The following is a 16,863-nucleotide window of genomic DNA, read 5'->3' as shown; positions in this document are numbered from 1 at the left end:
TAAATATCTTATATAATCATTTTATAAATTTAAGAATAATTATTAGTTTTGCAGACTATGAAGTTTAAAGCTGCAGAGATTGCACAATTATTGCAAGGAACCGTAAAAGGTAATGCAAATGTAGAGGTTTCCACACTATCAAAGATAGAGGAGGGAAAAGAAGGTTCGATTTCGTTTTTAGCAAATCCGAAATACGAACATTTTATCTATTCAACTCATGCTTCTATTGTAATTGTGAGTAAAGATTTTGTAGCGACAGATTCAATATCTTCTACCTTAATTATTGTGGAAGATGCTTATCAAGCGTTTACACAATTATTACACTATTACAATACCATAAAAAATAATAAAGTTGGAATAGAAGAATATACAAAAGTAAATTCTACTGCCCAATTAGGAGATAATGTATATGTTGGAAGTTTTTCTTACATTGGAGCTAACGTTTCGATTGGGAATAATGTGAAAATATATCCAAATGTAACGATTGGAGATTACGTAACGATTGGAGATAATACCGTTTTACATTCAGGTGTACAAGTGTATGAGGAATGTGAAATTGGTCAGAATTGCATCATTCATTCTAACGTTGTAATTGGAGCTGATGGCTTCGGTTTTGCACCAAATCCAGATGGATCTTTTGAAAAAATTCCTCAAATAGGAAATGTTTTGATTGAAGATAATGTCGAAATTGGAGCAGGATCAACGATAGATAGAGCAACAATGGGATCTACAATTATTCGTAAAGGAGTAAAATTAGATAATCAAATTCAAATTGCTCATAATGTTCAAATAGGAGAGAATACTGTTATAGCTTCGCAAAGTGGAGTGGCAGGTTCTACCAAAATTGGACGCAATTGTATGGTTGGAGGTCAAGTTGGTATCGCAGGTCATTTGACTATCGGAGATTTTGTACAAGTGCAAGCTCAGAGTGGTATTAACGGAGATGTAGAAAGCAAAACGCAATTGTATGGTTCACCAGCAATAGAAGCGACAAGCTTTAGAAAAGCATACGTACATTTTAGAAAGTTTCCAGAAATTGTGAAACGAATCGATAAATTAGAAAAAGAGAACAAACAAAAGTAAAAGTTAATGTCTGATAAACAAAAAACTTTAGCGAATGAAGCCGTTCTAAAAGGTGTTGGCTTACATACAGGTAAATTTGTTACCTTAACATTTAAACCAGCTGAACCGGATACAGGATTTGTATTTGTTAGAACAGATTTAGAAGGTCAACCTCAAGTAGAAGCAGATGCACAATATGTTGTGAGTACAGCGAGAGGAACAACTTTAGAAAAGAAGGGAGTTAAAGTACATACAACTGAGCACGTTTTGGCGGCTTTGGTAGGTATGGATATTGATAACTGTTACATTGAAATCGACAATGCAGAACCTCCAATTATGGACGGTTCTTCACGTTTTTTTGTAGAAGCAATAGAATCTGCAGGAATTGTTGAACAAGACAAAGACAGAGAATATTATAGAATTAAAGAAATTGTAACTTACGTAGATCCAGAAACAGGATCAGAAATCACTGCAATTCCAGCAGATGAATATCAAGTTACGGCAATGGTTGATTTTGGAACTAAGGTTTTAGGAACTCAAAATGCGACATTATCGTCTATAAAAAATTTCAAACAAGATATCTCTCAAGCAAGAACGTTCTGTTTTTTACATGAGTTAGAACAATTGTTAGAAGCTGGTTTAGTAAAAGGTGGAGATTTAGACAATGCGATTGTTTATGTTGACAAAGAAATTACGCCAGAAACGAAAGAAAAACTATGTAAAGCTTTTAATAGAGATAATGTTTCTATACGTCCAAATGGAATTTTAGATCACTTGACTTTACACTATCCAAACGAAGCTGCTCGTCACAAATTATTAGATGTTGTGGGAGATTTAGCTTTAGTAGGAAAGAAGTTAAAGGCTAAAATTATTGCCACAAAACCTGGACATCACACCAATACAAATTTTGCAAAAAAATTAAGCAAACAAATCAAATTAGCACAACGTAACAAAGTTCCTGAATTTGATTTAACAGCTGACCCAGTTTATGATATCAATGATATCATGAAACTATTGCCTCATCGTCCACCATTTTTACTGATTGACAAGGTAATTTCTAAAACAGCAACTGGTTTAATCGGTGTGAAAAATGTAACGATGAACGAACCATTTTTTGTAGGCCATTTTCCAAAAGAACCAGTAATGCCAGGTGTATTACAAATTGAAGCAATGGCACAATTAGGAGGTTTATTAATTTTAGGTGAACTAGAAAATCCCCAGGAATATTCTACTTACTTCATGAAAATTGAAGGAGCAAAGTTTAAACGTAAAATTATCCCAGGAGATACAATTGTGTTTAAGTTAGAGTTGGTAGAACCAATTAGAAGAGGAATCGTTCATATGCAAGGAATTGGATATGTAAACAATCAAATCGCTGTGGAAGCAGAAATGATGGCAGTTATTACAAAAGAATAATTTAAAGAAATGGAAGTTATGAATTATCCGATGGCATATGTTCATCCAACTGCAATAATAGGTGAAAATGTTACTATAAGCCCCTTTTCGTCTGTTTATGAAGATGTGGAAATTGGTGAAGGAACATGGATTGGTCCTAATGTAACAATTATGTCAGGAGCTCGTATTGGGAAAAATTGTAAAATTTATCCAGGTACAGTAATTTCTGGTGAGCCCCAAGATTTAAAATATGGAGGTGAAAAAACTTTCACTTATATCGGTGACAATACCACAATTCGTGAATGTGTTACAGTAAACAAAGGAACAAACGCTTTAGGATATACCAAAATTGGTGATAATTGCTTGATTATGGCAACAGCTCACATTGCACATGATTGTGTTGTTGGAAACAATGTTGTGATTGTTAACGCCGTTGGTTTAGCAGGACATATAGAAGTTGGAGATTACGCTTTTATAGGAGGGTATAGTGCTGTACATCAGTTTACAAAAATTGGAGAACACGCTTTTGTGGCTGGAGCAACACAAATTCGTAAAGATGTGCCACCATATGTAAAAGCTGCAAAAAATCCTGTCGCTTATGCTGGTGTTAATGCAATTGGATTAAGGAGAAAAGGTTTCTCTTCAGAAGAAATTTTTGAAATTCAAGGAATCTACAGAATTTTATATCAACAAAAAAATAATGTATCTCAAGCTGTAGAACAAATCTTAGAAAAATTCCCAGATTCACATTATCGTGAAGAGATCTTGAGTTTTATTAATTCAAGTGATCGTGGAATTATGAAAGGATATAGTTCGGGAGTTTAATTAAAAATAATAAAATAGAATAAATGGCAACAACTGCTGATATTAGAAAAGGTTTATGCATCGTTTTTAATAATGATACATACAAAATTATCGAATTTTTACACGTTAAACCAGGAAAAGGTCCTGCTTTCGTTCGTACAAAATTAAAATCATTAACAACAGGAAAAGTGTTAGATAATACATTTTCTGCAGGTCATAAAATTGACGAAGTTCGTGTAGAAACACGTAACTATCAATATTTATACGAAGACGATAATGGTTTCCACTTTATGAATAATGATGATTTCTCTCAAGTTTATTTAAACAAAGAATTGATCGAAAATGCACAATTTATGAAAGCTGGAGACGAAGTGAAAATCTTATTCCGTGCTTCTGATGAAACTGCTTTAGCAGCAGAGTTACCAAATACAGTAATTATGGAAATTACCTATACAGAGCCAGGTCTTAAAGGCGATACAGCAACAAATGCTACAAAACCTGCAACGACGGAAACTGGTGCTGAAATCCGTGTTCCTTTATTTATCAATGAAGGTGATAAAGTGAAAATCAATACAGAAGACGGTTCTTACGTTGAACGTATTAAAGAATAATTGAAGTACATATCATATCAAAAAGTAGCTATTTATAGCTACTTTTTTTATTGGGTAAAATCAAGTTAATCGTGTATTTTAGCTAAGAGTTTACTGAACAAATCTTATGAAGATGAAAAAAATATTCAAAAAAATGTTTATTTACGGAGCAATTTTCTGTGTTTTTTGTCTGTTATTTACGGCTTTTTCGAATTATAGAATCGAAAAATCTACAGAAGAATTTGTAACAAATCATACGGATAAATTACCCAAAATAAAAGTTGCAGTTGTATTAGGGACTGCTCCAAATTTGATGAATGGTTATCAAAATTATTACTTTACTTATCGTATCGAAGCAGCGACTAAATTATATCAATCAGGAAAAGTAACCCATTTTATTTTAAGTGGTGATCACGGTCAGAAAGATTATAATGAACCTGAAGCGATGAAACAAGCGTTGATAAAAAATGGAATTCCAGAACACGTAATTTATTTAGATTATGCTGGGTTTAGAACATTGGATTCGATGATTCGTGCGAAAGAAATATTTAGTCAAAATGAATTTATTGTGGTTTCGCAAGAGTTTCATAATCAACGAGCAGTTTACATTGCAAGACAGAACGGGATAAATGCTTATGGTTATAATGCAAAAGATGTGAATAAACAAGCAGGATTGAAAACAAATATCCGTGAATATTTTGCACGAACAAAAGTTTTTGTGGATAGTTTTTTAGGGATTCAACCTAAATTTTTAGGTGAGAAAATAGACGTAATATAAATTGCATTTCAAAAAAACACATCTAAAAAGGAATTTATTTTAGAGGTGTTTTAGAAAATATTTTTTAAAATTAATTTTTAATTCCTTCCAACATAAATAAAAAAGCATCTTCTTTTGCATCTTCTTTTAAAGATTCAAATCGACCAGAAGCTCCACCATGACCAGTATCCATATTGGTATCCAAAAGTAAAATATTATGGTCTGTTTTTAATTCTCGTAATTTAGCCACCCATTTTGCAGGTTCCCAATATTGTACTTGCGAATCGTGTAAACCAGTCGAAACATATAAATTTGGATAATCTTTTGCTTCGACATTATCGTATGGCGAATAAGATTTAATGTAGTCATAATATTCTTTCTCATTTGGATTACCCCATTCGTCATATTCTCCTGTAGTTAATGGAATAGTATCGTCTAACATAGTCGTCACAACATCTACAAAAGGAACTTGTGCGATAACACCGTTAAATAAAGATGGCTCGTAATTAATCACAGCCCCCATCAACAATCCTCCAGCAGAACCACCCATTGCATATAAGTGTTTTGATGACGTGTAATTTTGTTGGATCAAATGTTTAGCAGCATCAATATAATCAAAGAACGTATTTTTCTTTTCTAACATTTTACCATCTTCATACCATTCACGACCAAGATATTGTCCCCCACGAATGTGTGCAATTGCATAGATAAATCCTCGATCTAAAAGACTTAAACGAATCGAACTAAAATAAGGTTCGATTGTGTAACCATACGATCCATAGGCGTAAAGTAAAAGTGGTGTTTCGGCTGATAGAGGAGTGTCTTTTCTACGAACTAATGAAATTGGAACCATTTCTCCATCGCGTGCTTCAGCCCAAATACGTTCTGAAATATAGTTTTCTTTATCAAAATCACCCAAGACTGTTTGCTCTTTTTTTACTTCGAATGTTTTATCATTCATATTGAAATCAATCACAGAGGAAGGCGTTGTTAGAGATGTATATCCATAACGTAAAATGTCTGTTTCAAAATCTGGGTTTGTACCAACATTTGCTGTATAGGTTTCTTCGTTGAATGGTAAATAATAATCTGTCGATTTGTCCCATGCTTTGATATTCATTTGCAACAAACCATTTGTACGTTCTTCGATAACCAAATAATTTTTGAAAATTTCGAATCCTTCAATCAATGTTTCATCACGATGAGGAATTACATCAACCCAATTTTCTTGTTCTGTTTTTTCGACAGAAGTTTTCATTAATTTGAAGTTAAATGCGTCATCTTTATTGGTTTGAATATAAAATGAATCTCCAAAATGTTCGATCGAATATTCTAAATCTCGTTTTCTTTCTTGAAAGATTTTAAATTCAGCATCTGGTTGATTAGAAGGAATATATCTGTATTCATCTGAAACAGTACTCGAAGATCCAATGACAATATAATCTCGTGATTTTGATTTGTAAACATACGCATTGAAGGTGTCATCTGTTTCCTCAAAAACCAAAGTATCTTCTTCTTGTTTTGTCCCTAATTTATGTTTCCAAATTTGATAAGCACGTAACGTTTCGTCTTTTCGCGTGTAGAATAATGTTAGATTATCTGCCGCCCAAACAGAACCACCAGTAGTATTCTCAATTTTATCTGAAAGTATTTCTCCAGTTGCTAAATTCTTGATTTGTATCGTATAAATTCTGCGCGAAACATTGTCAACTCCAAATGAAACCAATTGATTATTTGGAGCCATCGAAATTCCTCCTAATTGATAATACGAATGACCTTCTGCCATTGTATTGACATCAAAAAGTATTTCATCAGCGTTATCTAAAGTGTCTTTACGACGTTTGTGAATAGGGTATTCTTTGCCTTTCTGAAATTCAGTCAAATACCAATAACCATTCAATTTATAAGGAACAGACGAGTCATCTTCTTTGATTCTCGCTTTCATTTCCTCAAATAAGTTAGTTTGTAATTCTTCTGTTGGCGCTAAAACAGCTTTAGTATATTCGTTTTCTTGATTTAAATAATCAATCACTTCTTGATTTTCGCGGTCATTTAACCAATAATAATTATCGATGCGAATATCGCCGTGTTTTTCTAATTTTTGTTCTATTTTTTTAGCAATAGGTGCTTGCATTGCGTTTAATTTTAAGGGACAAAGTTAGTGTAAAACTACTTTGTATAAGTTGTTGTTGACCATGATTTGTCAGCTGTTTTATATTCGATGATAATATTCTGATCATTTGTATAGCCAATAGTTTCGTAATTACCATTTGCAGAAATAACAGTTACATGATAAACATTTTGTTGTGAAGCAGGATAAAACTGAGCTATAACTTTCGAATTATGTTTATCAATTAAAACAAATTCATTGTTTTTAGTAACTGTTTTGATATAATTTTTACCATCAAGTTTATAAATATCTGCTTCAGCTATATCTTTTTTAGCAGCAATTACATCTTCCTTTGGTTTGATAGTTTCTGTAGTAATTGATGTTCTTTTTTCAATTTTTGTTAAAGGTAAAGCTTTTGCATTCTGTTTTTTAACATGACTCATAGCAACGCTAAACGCTTCTTGATAACCTTTTGCAAATTCTTTTTCTTTCGATATACCTTCATAAGAATCAAAAACAGTATTATTGCAATCAGAAAAAGTAACTTTTAGTTTATTTCGAAAAGCAACAGAAGTGTTTTCAATATTTGCTTTTGCAGCTAAACATGGATTAATTTGAATATCTAATGGAATTGATTTTTCATTTACAATTTCAAATTCTTTCTTTTTTAAAGCGATTTTTAATGCTGTGTTTAGTTGATAATCTTCTTTTGCAAAATCAGTAAATTTATCAGGAACGATAACATATTTATAATCCGTAACACTTTGTGCCTGCGCAGAAATTAAGGCAAGAAAGAAGAACCCCGAAAGTATTTTTTTCATCGCTGATTATTTAGCCGTTAATTTAACTTCTTTCCAAACATTATTTTCTAAAACTTCGTACGCAATAGAATTTTCATTGCTGTAACCAACAGACGAATAATTAGAATTACCATTTGTAACAACTACTCTGTAAACACCCGTTTTTGAAGTAGTTTCAAATTTAGCAATAACTTGATTTCCGTTTTCTGACATCAGTATAAAACCACCATTTTGTAAGTCAATTTTTTGATAATTTTTTGAACCATCTGTTAAAAGATTTGAAATGGTTACGTCCGCACTTTTAGGTTCGGGAGTAGCGACTTTGTTTACTTCTTTTTTCGATTGTTCCAATTTAGTCATTGGAATAGAAGTTTTCGCATTTTGAGTTTTTAGTTTCATCAAAGCAAGTTTTAATGCTTCTTGATATCCTTTATCAAACTCTTTTATTTTTGAAGTTCCTTCAAAAGTTTCAATATTATTTTGAGAACAATCCGTAAAAACGACTTCTAATTTATTATTTAAAAAACTCTTTACTTTAAGAATATCAGTATTTAATACAGAGCATGGAGTTTGAGTGACTTCTTGAGGCCAAGTTGACTTGTCAGAAGGTAAAACTTCATATTTTTTTTGAGTTAATAAATATCTCAATCGGTTATTTAATTGATACTGATCTTGTTCAAAACCCGAAAATTTTTCTGGAATATGAATATATTTATAATCATTTACTTCTTGTGCATTTACAGTTGAGATACTGCATAAAAGTAATGTTGCTATTAAGTTTTTCATGTAAAAAGTTATTTGTATCAAATATAAAAAAAAGCATTCAAACTTAGGTGATAATACTATTTTATGATAATTTTTAATTAATTAAAATAGTATTCTATTTATATAATATTGTATTAATTCAATAATAATTGTTTAAATTTAATCAATAAAAAATCATAAAATTATGTCAATATTAAAAGATAAAGTTGCCATTGTAACTGGTGCAGGTTCTGGGATTGGAAAAGCTGTTGCTGAATTGTATGCAAAGGAAGGCGCAAAAGTTGTCGTTTCTGATATTAATGAAGAAGGCGGAAAAGAAGTTGTCGAAATCATTAAAAAAAATGGAGGAGAAGCGTTTTTTTTCAAAGCTGATACTGCTTTGGCAGAAGACAACGAAGCCTTAGTGAATAAAGCGGTTGAGGTGTATGGAAAATTGGATATTGCTTGTAATAATGCAGGAATTGGAGGTCCTGCTGCATTAACAGAAGATTATCCGTTGGATGGTTGGAAAAAAGTAATTGACATTAATTTTAATGGTGTTTTTTATGGGTGTAAATATCAACTACAAGCAATGGAAAAAAATGGAGGAGGTGCTATTGTGAACATGGCTTCTATTCATGGAGAGGTAGCAGCACCAATGAGTTCTGCTTATACTTCTGCTAAACATGGAGTAGTTGGATTGACGAAAAATATTGGAGCAGAATATGGGCCAAAAAATATTCGTTGTAACGCTGTTGGTCCTGGTTATATTATGACCCCTTTGTTGTCAAATAATTTGAGTGCAGATCATTTAGAAGTATTGGTTACAAAACATCCAATGGGTCGTTTAGGTCAACCAGAAGAAGTTGCCGAATTGGTTTTATTCTTAAGTTCGGACAAAGCATCTTTTATGACAGGAGCTTATTATCTTGTAGATGGAGGATACACAGCTGTTTAGAATATTTTTGATCTTATCTTAAAGGATTGAATGGATAATTAGCATTTAATCCTTAATTTTGCTTAAACGAAATACAAACAAGCAATGAAATTTTTTATCGATACAGCAAACTTAGCTGATATTAAAGAAGCGCAAGATTTAGGGATTTTAGATGGTGTGACAACGAATCCATCTTTAATGGCGAAAGAAGGAATTACTGGTCAAGAAAATATTATCAATCACTACAAAGCAATTTGCGAATTGGTAGATGGAGATGTATCTGCAGAGGTAATTTCTACTGATTTTGAAGGAATGGTAAAAGAGGGTGAAGCTTTAGCTGCTTTAAATCCTCAAATTGTGGTTAAAATTCCAATGACAAAAGATGGTGTTAAAGCATGTAAATACTTTTCTACAAAAGGAATCAGAACTAATGTAACGTTAGTTTTTTCAGTAGGACAAGCTTTATTGGCTGCAAAAGCTGGTGCAACTTACGTTTCTCCTTTTATCGGACGTTTAGATGATATTTCGACAGATGGTTTAAACTTGATCGAAGAAATTCGTTTGGTTTATGATAACTACTTATACGAAACTCAAATTTTAGCAGCTTCAGTTCGTCATACAATGCATATTGTAAACTGTGCTAAAATTGGTGCTGATGTAATGACTGGGCCTTTATCGTCTATTTTAGGATTATTAAAACACCCTTTAACAGATTCTGGTTTAGCTCAATTTTTAGCTGATTACGCGAAGGGTAATAACTAAGATTTATTTATAAAAAACTATACGCGAAAAAAAGCTCATCAAATTTTGATGAGCTTTTTTATGTACATACTTTTCAATTAAGCTTCAACAGCTGCTAAAGCTTCAACAAAAATATTAACTTGATCTAATACTTTATTTTTTAATTCCTCATTTACAATTTCATTGTTTTGGAAATTATCGTGAAAAGAAGGAAATGTAGTACTTGCTACAATATCTCCGCTTGCAAACATTCCGAAATATTTTGTTGCAACTTCCATCACGTTACCGCCACCGTATCCACCTGGAGAAGTACTTAATAACAATAATTTTTTTCCTTTTAAATAAGGCATATCAATACGAGAAACCCAATCTAAAATGTTTTTTAAAGCAACAGAAAAATTACCATTATGCTCTGCTAAAGAAATGACCAAGCCATCTGCATCTTGTACTTTTTTGTAAAAATCTTGCGCTTCTTGTGGAAATCCATTTTCTACTTGTCGATCAGTGGAATAAATTGGCATTTCAAAATCATTAATATCGATTAAATCAATTTCTGCATTTTCGATTTGATTTAATGTATAATTTAATAATTGTTTATTGATTGATGTTTTGCTGTTACTTCCGGCAAATGCTAAAATTTTCATATTTCTATTTCGTTATTTTATTTTGAAGAAGCAAATTTATCGCAACACCAAGCAATTTTTATTGACCTATGTTAGGAAATGATAAATAACTTAAATTTTATTTTTAAATTCATTTACCTTTTTCATTAACTCGTTATTTAATTCTTCGTTTGAGATTTTTCCGTCCGAAAAATTTTCGTCAAATTTTGGTAAAGAAAAATCAATTAAGATGGTTCCTCCAAGTTTTGTTAACAATTTAGATCCTGCCTCCAAAGCATTTTTTCCTCCATATCCACCTGGAGAAGTGCTCATAACAAATAGTTTTTTACCTTCGAGAAATTTGTAATTGATACGAGAACACCAATCCATATAACTTTTAAAAACAGCTGAAAAACATGCGTTGTGTTCTGCTAATGAAATGATAAGAATATCTGAATCGACTAATTTTGAATAGAATCTTTTGACTTCATCAGAGAAGCCTTCGTTTTTTTCGATGTCAATATCAAAAGTTGGAATATTGTAATCATCTAAATCTAAAATTTCAATTTCATGTTCATTCAACAAAGATGAAGCATAGGTTACCAATTGTTTGTTAATAGATGTTGAACTATTACTTCCTGCAAAAGCTTTAATTATCATAATGTTATTGTTATTTATCTTTTATAATTGGTCGCATCAAGCCTTCTTGTGCAACACTACAAATCAATTCTCCAGATCGATTGAAAAGATTTCCTCTCGTAAAACCTCTTGTGTCTACAGCACTCGGAGAAGTTACATTGACTAAAATCCAATCTTGTAAATTTGGTTCGCGATGAAACCAAATCGAATGATCTAAGCTTGCCATTTGTGTATTCCCGAAATGAGCTTTGGATGCATGTGGTTTTATGGCAGTCGAAAGTAAATTATAATCCGAACTATATGCCATTAATTGGTGTACAATCGGCAAAGGTAAATTATCAGGCACATCATTAAATGTTAACCAAACATTACTTTTATTCGGATAGTCTTTCTTTTCGAAAGGATTCATTAATTCAACTGGTTTGAAATCTAATGGTCGCTCAGCTAGAACAAATCGCATAATTGATTTGGGTAAAATTGATCCAAATTGTTCTGCAACATCATTCCAACTCATCAATTCTTCAGGTGGTGTGACAACAGGCATCTCATCTTGATGTTCGTAACCTTCTTGTTTTAATTGAAAAGAACATGCCATGACAAAAATCGGAACATTGTCTTGTTTTGCTGTGACAACACGTGTACTAAAGCTTCCTCCATCGCGAAGATTTGCAACTTCAAAATAGATTAGTTTTTCTAAATCTCCTGGTAAAATAAAATAAGAGTGAAGGGAATGACAAAAACGATCTGAAGGTACAGTTTGATAAGCGGCATGTAACGCTTGGCTTACGACTTGACCTCCAAAAACGTTTGGACTTCCCATAAAAGAACTTTTCCCTTCGAATAGATTTGTTTCTAATTTTTTGAGTGAAATCAATTCGATGAGTTCTTGAGTCGTTTTCATTATAAAGTTTAAAATTTCAAATTATTTAATTTCTGCATATTTTGTTCCAATGCAGTTTTATATTCTTTTTTCATTCGAGTGATTAATTCTGCTGTCGAAATAACATCGTGAATTCCTGAAACACCATGACCAGCTGACCAAATGTCTTTCCATGCTTTGTGTCCGTCACCGCCGATTAGTTTAGAAAAATCTTCTTCTTTCTTTTCGTCTAAATCAATTCCAGAATGAATAATACTTGGTTTCAAAAAATTAGCATTTACGCCAGAAATTCCATCCGTATATAGCACGTCTTCAAAAGTAGAATCGACTAACATTTTTTTATAATCTTCTTCAGCATAAGCTTCTTTTGTAGCGATAAATCGAGTTCCAATATACGCAAAGTCAGCTCCCATATTTTCAGCTGCTAAGATATCATTTCCATCGTTCATAGCACCTGCTAAAATCAAGCAACCATCGTAAAATGTTCGAATATCATCAATCAAAGCAAAAGGATTAGCTGTACCTGCATGACCGCCAGCACCCGAAGCAACTGCAATTATTCCATCAACCCCCGCTTCAGCAGCTTTTTCTGCATGACGTTTTTTGATTACATCATGAAAAACCAAACCACCATAGCTATGTACAGCGTCTACAACTTGTTTTACAGCACCAAGCGAAGTAATAATAAGTGGTACTCTATATTTTGCACACAAAGATAAGTCAGTTTCTAATCTTGGATTCGTTTTATTAACGATTAAATTAACGCCAAATGGAGCTGTTTTTTTTCCCGTTTCATCTTCAAATTGTTTTAATTGAGTAGTGATATCAATTAACATTTGCTCGAAATCTTCGGCAGTCCTTCCATTGAGAGAAGGAAATGTTCCACAAACACCATTTTTACAAGCTTCTACAACTAATTCTGTTCTTGAAACTAAGAACATTGGTGATGTAATTAAGGGTAGGTCTAAACTATTTTTAAATTCGTGTAAAGTCATTTTTAAAATTTTCTAATGTGGTTACATCTGCAATATAAGTATAAATTAATTTTAGGAAAATAAAAATTCCTTCACAATTTCTAAATGTAGAAGCAAATCCTTTAATGTATCTTTGCAAACGAAAATAAATAATACATTGGAGTTAAAAGAACATTTAAGACGTAATATAAAATTAGCATTTCCAGTAATGATTACTCAAATGGGGCAGATTTCTGTCAACATTATAGATAATATTATGGTGGGAGGTTTAGGTGGAAAATACGATAATATTGAGGATGAAGTTTTAGGGAAAACAGCTTTAGCTGCAGCATCCTTAGGAAATTCATTGTTTTTTGCTGTATTAGTATTTGCCTTTGGATTTAGTTTTGCTTTGTCACCTTTGATAGCCGCAGAAGATTCGAAAGGAGATAAAAAAATGGCAGCAAGTTATTTTTCGCATAGTTTTGTTTTAAATGTTACTTTATCGATTGGCTTATTCTTATTGATTACGTTCTTAAAACCATTAATGTATCACATGGGACAACCAGAAGATGTAGTCGAAAAATGTATTCCATATTTAACGATCATGACGTTTTCTATGATTCCTTTGATGGTTTTCCAAACGTTTCGTCAATTATCTGAAGGCTTATCTTTGACTGTCCCTGTAACTATTGCAACTGTTTTGAGTAATGTTATCAATATTGCGTTAAACTATGGATGGATTTATGGGAATTGGGGATTTCCTCGTTTAGAAGTTGCTGGTGCAGCTTGGGGAACATTTGTTGCTCGTTTGGTGATGATGATTTTCTTGGTTGTTGTATTACTTAATTTTAAGAAAACAAAAGCAGTACTACAAGAAGTTCAGTTCAAAACAAGTAATTTTAAGAAAGTTATTTTTCGAAAAATTGCAGGAATTGGTATTCCAACTGCCTTGACTTCATTTTTTGAAATGAGTGCGTTCTCTTTGGCAGCTTTTGTTTGTGGATATACGTTTACAAATTCTATTGCTGATCAAGAACTGGCAAAAGTAAATTTGGCTGCGCATCAAATTGCAATAAACCTTGCTTCGACGACATTTATGATGTGTACTGGAATTGGAGTGGCGGCAACTGTTAGAATTGGAAATCAATTGGGATTAAAGGATTATAAAACCTTACGAGAAGCTGGCTGGTCTTGTATTTTGATGGTGTTAACTTTTATGATATTCTGTGGAATTTTATTTATTATTTTTCGTTATCAACTGCCAACCATTTATTTAGATAATCCAGAAGTCATAAACATGGCTGCTTCGTTATTAATTATAGCCTCTCTTTTCCAGATGTCAGATGGAGTACAATTGGTATTGTTAGGAGCTTTGCGAGGAATGACGGATGTTAAAATCCCTTCAATATTGACCTTTATTTCATATTGGTTAATTGCAATTCCGATAGGTGTAGTGTTAGCAATTGTATTCGAAATGAGAGCTTTCGGGATGTGGATAGGTTTGGGGACAGGCCTAACAGCATCAGCAATATTTTTAATGATTCGATATAATCGTCAAACCAAAAAAATGATTAGGGAAAATCCTAATTCTGTACTAATTTTAGAAGATAAATTAAATAATATATAACATGGAATTACCAAAATTTTTATTGGCAGATAATTCAACAATGCCAGAGAAAATCTTTATTCTACATACAGAATATCCACGCTTTTTATTAGATGTTGAAACAGACGATATCGAGTGGTTTGAAGATATTTCTGAAGAAGAAGATAATGAAGAATTTAACACAGAAGTTGCAAATCTTATTGAAGACGCTTTAGATTTTTATGATCAAGAAATGTCTTTTTTAGATGAAGAAGAATAAGTCTTTTTTTAATAAAAAACCATAGTTTTTATTAGTGTACGAAATACACTAAAATATTTTTTTATGCTTGCATACTATTTTTTTTATTCATATTTTGCAACTAAGAAAATTATTCAAAACCATGGAAATAAAACGATTATTTGATTTTCCGCAAAATCAATTAGAAAATAATCCTCGAGAAGATGCATTAGTGTCCAAAGTAAACGGAGCTTGGGTGAAAACCTCAACGCAGGAATATCTTGCTAAAGCCAATGCATTTAGTCGAGGATTATTACAATTAGGAATAAAACCACAAGATAAAATAGCAATTGTAACTACTACTAACCGTACCGAATGGAATATTTGTGACATCGGTATACAACAAGTTGGTGCTATTTCTGTTCCGCTTTATCCTACACTTTCAGAAGATGATTTTGATTATATATTAAATAATGCCGAATGTAAGTTCGTCATTGTTTCCGACAAAAATTTATACGATACTGTGTCTGCGGTAAAAGAGAAGGTTTCAACGTTAGTTGGGATTTATAGTTTTGATGAAATTAATGGAGTTCCCAATTTTAGAGAAATTTTAGATTTGGGCGAAGATAATTCTACTCAACACGAAGTCGATAGTATCAAGGAAATCATTAAACCTTCTGAAGTTGCTACCTTAATTTATACTTCAGGAACAACAGGACGTCCAAAAGGAGTGGTCTTAACACACGAAAATATTGTTTCAAATGTGTTAATGTCTGTTGATCGTATCCCAGTATTTCCAAATCAAGCAATTGCTTTAAGTTTTCTTCCGATTAATCATGTTTTTGAACGAATGTTAATTTATTTGTACCAACATTTGAGTATAGGAATTTGGTATGCTGAAAGCATTGATAAATTAGGTGAGAATATGAAAGAGGTAAAACCTCATGTCATGACTGTAGTTCCTCGTTTAGTAGAGAAAGTTTACGATAAGATTTATAATACTGGAGCATCTGCTGGAGGGCTTAAGACAAAGATTTTTATGTGGGCTTTAAGTCTTGTAGAAGATTATGATCCGTACAATCCAAAAGGAGGATTATTTGGCCTAAAACATTCTATTGCCAAAAGTTTAGTGTTTAGCAAATGGAAAGAAGGAGTTGGAGGTAATTTAGTATGCATGGTCTCTGGTTCTGCGCCTTTAGCATCTCGTCTAAATCATATTTTTTGGGGTGCTGGAATTCCAATTTTAGAAGGTTATGGCTTAACGGAAACCTCTCCTGTAATTTCGGTGAACTGCATGAAAAAAGAAGGTTTTGGAATTGGAACTGTTGGAGCGCCATTAAAAGGTGTTGAAGTGAAAATTGCTGAAGATGGTGAAATCTTAGTAAAAGGACCAAATGTGACGCAAGGTTATTACAAAGATCCCGAAAAAACAGCTGAGGCTTTTACCCCAGATGGTTATTTTAAAACTGGTGATATAGGTGTTTTAGAAAGAGGTTTACTAAAAATTACAGATCGTAAAAAAGAGATGTTTAAAACTTCTGGAGGAAAATATATCGCTCCTCAAATCATTGAAAATAAATTAAAACAATCTCGTTTTATCGAACAGGTAATGGTTGTTGGAGAAGGAGAGAAAATGCCTTGTGCAATTATTCAACCTAACTTCCAAGTATTAAAAGATTATTTGAATATCAAAGGAATTGCTGTACCTGATTCTAATTCTGCAATAATAAAAGAACCTGCAATTTTAGATATTCTTAGCCGTGAAATCGATAAAAATAACAAAGGTTTAGGGCATTGGGAACAAATCAAAAAGTTCGAATTAACACCAGAAGAATGGATAATTGATGATGGATTGTTAACACCAACATTAAAATTAAAACGAAAAAATGTTTTAGCTAAATATCAAGAGTTATACAATAAATTATACGACAAGAAATAGGTTTCATAAAAAAGAAGCCGTCTCAATATTAAAATTTGAGGCGGTTTTTTTTATTTGAATTAATTTCCAATAAAATTTCATCAT

The 16,863-nt window shown here is 32.3% G+C and carries 17 protein-coding genes; 10 read left to right on the top strand and 7 right to left on the bottom strand.

The annotated features are described in order from the left end of the window. Window positions 1–57 precede the first annotated feature (57 nt). The 5 genes from lpxD to IF125_RS03655 all read left to right on the top strand — a co-directional run bounded on the left by lpxD (window position 58) and on the right by IF125_RS03655 (window position 4,629). Window positions 58–1,083 (top strand): UDP-3-O-(3-hydroxymyristoyl)glucosamine N-acyltransferase, encoded by a 1,026-nt coding sequence (gene lpxD / locus IF125_RS03675; protein WP_225541558.1) that lies wholly within the window; start codon window positions 58–60, stop codon window positions 1,081–1,083. A 6-nt stretch (window positions 1,084–1,089) separates the two neighbouring features. Next, window positions 1,090–2,478: a bifunctional UDP-3-O-[3-hydroxymyristoyl] N-acetylglucosamine deacetylase/3-hydroxyacyl-ACP dehydratase gene (locus IF125_RS03670; RefSeq protein ID WP_188320134.1), complete on the top strand. Its 1,389-nt coding sequence runs from the start codon at window positions 1,090–1,092 to the stop codon at window positions 2,476–2,478. Window positions 2,479–2,496: 18 nt separating this feature from the next. Continuing rightward, on the top strand, window positions 2,497–3,282 hold the full coding sequence (gene lpxA, locus IF125_RS03665) for an acyl-ACP--UDP-N-acetylglucosamine O-acyltransferase (protein WP_171621786.1): 786 nt from the start codon (window positions 2,497–2,499) through the stop codon (window positions 3,280–3,282). A 23-nt stretch (window positions 3,283–3,305) separates the two neighbouring features. Then, on the top strand, window positions 3,306–3,872 hold the full coding sequence (gene efp / locus IF125_RS03660; protein WP_171621722.1) for an elongation factor P: 567 nt from the start codon (window positions 3,306–3,308) through the stop codon (window positions 3,870–3,872). 112 nt (window positions 3,873–3,984) lie between these two features. Further along, a complete protein-coding gene (locus IF125_RS03655) occupies window positions 3,985–4,629 on the top strand; it encodes a SanA/YdcF family protein (protein WP_260393761.1) in 645 nt (214 codons plus the stop codon). Window positions 4,630–4,699: 70 nt separating this feature from the next. Here IF125_RS03655 and IF125_RS03650 read toward each other — a convergent pair whose 3' ends face one another. Genes IF125_RS03650 through IF125_RS03640 form a run of 3 tightly spaced genes read right to left on the bottom strand, consistent with a single transcriptional unit; the run spans window position 4,700 to window position 8,304 of the window. Next, entirely contained in the window at window positions 4,700–6,742 is a 2,043-nt protein-coding gene (locus IF125_RS03650; protein WP_225541557.1) for a S9 family peptidase, read from the bottom strand. A 35-nt stretch (window positions 6,743–6,777) separates the two neighbouring features. Beyond that, window positions 6,778–7,539, bottom strand: a complete 762-nt coding sequence (locus IF125_RS03645; protein ID WP_225541556.1) for a hypothetical protein — start codon at window positions 7,537–7,539, stop codon at window positions 6,778–6,780. 6 nt (window positions 7,540–7,545) lie between these two features. Continuing rightward, window positions 7,546–8,304 carry a hypothetical protein gene (locus tag IF125_RS03640; RefSeq protein WP_225541555.1) on the bottom strand — a complete coding sequence of 253 codons (759 nt, stop codon included), beginning with the start codon at window positions 8,302–8,304 and terminating at the stop codon, window positions 7,546–7,548. Between the two features lie 163 nt (window positions 8,305–8,467). Between IF125_RS03640 and IF125_RS03635 the strand changes: the two genes are divergently transcribed. Both IF125_RS03635 and fsa read left to right on the top strand, forming a co-directional pair. Next, the gene (locus IF125_RS03635; RefSeq protein WP_171621727.1) at window positions 8,468–9,220 is read left to right on the top strand and encodes an SDR family NAD(P)-dependent oxidoreductase; all 753 of its coding nucleotides are present in this window, start codon (window positions 8,468–8,470) and stop codon (window positions 9,218–9,220) included. A gap of 84 nt (window positions 9,221–9,304) precedes the next feature. Further along, entirely contained in the window at window positions 9,305–9,961 is a 657-nt protein-coding gene (fsa, locus tag IF125_RS03630) for a fructose-6-phosphate aldolase (RefSeq protein WP_171621728.1), read from the top strand. A 77-nt stretch (window positions 9,962–10,038) separates the two neighbouring features. Here fsa and IF125_RS03625 read toward each other — a convergent pair whose 3' ends face one another. The 4 genes from IF125_RS03625 to IF125_RS03610 form a co-directional block, all read right to left on the bottom strand. After that, on the bottom strand, window positions 10,039–10,584 hold the full coding sequence (locus tag IF125_RS03625; RefSeq protein WP_225541554.1) for an NADPH-dependent FMN reductase: 546 nt from the start codon (window positions 10,582–10,584) through the stop codon (window positions 10,039–10,041). Between the two features lie 90 nt (window positions 10,585–10,674). Next, window positions 10,675–11,202 carry an NADPH-dependent FMN reductase gene (locus IF125_RS03620; RefSeq protein ID WP_171621730.1) on the bottom strand — a complete coding sequence of 176 codons (528 nt, stop codon included), beginning with the start codon at window positions 11,200–11,202 and terminating at the stop codon, window positions 10,675–10,677. Window positions 11,203–11,212: 10 nt separating this feature from the next. Beyond that, the gene (locus IF125_RS03615; protein WP_171621731.1) at window positions 11,213–12,082 is read right to left on the bottom strand and encodes an acyl-CoA thioesterase; all 870 of its coding nucleotides are present in this window, start codon (window positions 12,080–12,082) and stop codon (window positions 11,213–11,215) included. Between the two features lie 8 nt (window positions 12,083–12,090). Beyond that, window positions 12,091–13,056 carry an NAD(P)H-dependent flavin oxidoreductase gene (locus IF125_RS03610; protein WP_171621732.1) on the bottom strand — a complete coding sequence of 322 codons (966 nt, stop codon included), beginning with the start codon at window positions 13,054–13,056 and terminating at the stop codon, window positions 12,091–12,093. Window positions 13,057–13,192: 136 nt separating this feature from the next. Between IF125_RS03610 and IF125_RS03605 the strand changes: the two genes are divergently transcribed. From IF125_RS03605 to IF125_RS03595, 3 genes are all read left to right on the top strand, one after another. Further along, a complete protein-coding gene (locus tag IF125_RS03605) occupies window positions 13,193–14,644 on the top strand; it encodes an MATE family efflux transporter (protein ID WP_188320131.1) in 1,452 nt (483 codons plus the stop codon). A gap of 1 nt (window position 14,645) precedes the next feature. After that, window positions 14,646–14,882, top strand: coding sequence for a hypothetical protein (locus tag IF125_RS03600; RefSeq protein ID WP_171621734.1), 237 nt, complete (start codon window positions 14,646–14,648; stop codon window positions 14,880–14,882). A 121-nt stretch (window positions 14,883–15,003) separates the two neighbouring features. After that, a complete protein-coding gene (locus IF125_RS03595; RefSeq protein WP_225541553.1) occupies window positions 15,004–16,779 on the top strand; it encodes an AMP-dependent synthetase/ligase in 1,776 nt (591 codons plus the stop codon). The last annotated feature ends 84 nt before the right edge of the window (window positions 16,780–16,863 follow it).

Origin of the sequence: Empedobacter stercoris, from assembly GCF_020281205.1 — a bacterium.
In the GTDB taxonomy this organism is placed as follows: domain Bacteria; phylum Bacteroidota; class Bacteroidia; order Flavobacteriales; family Weeksellaceae; genus Empedobacter; species Empedobacter stercoris.
The sequence above is the reverse complement of the archived record's forward strand: the minus strand, read 5'-3'. Positions and strand labels throughout refer to the sequence as shown.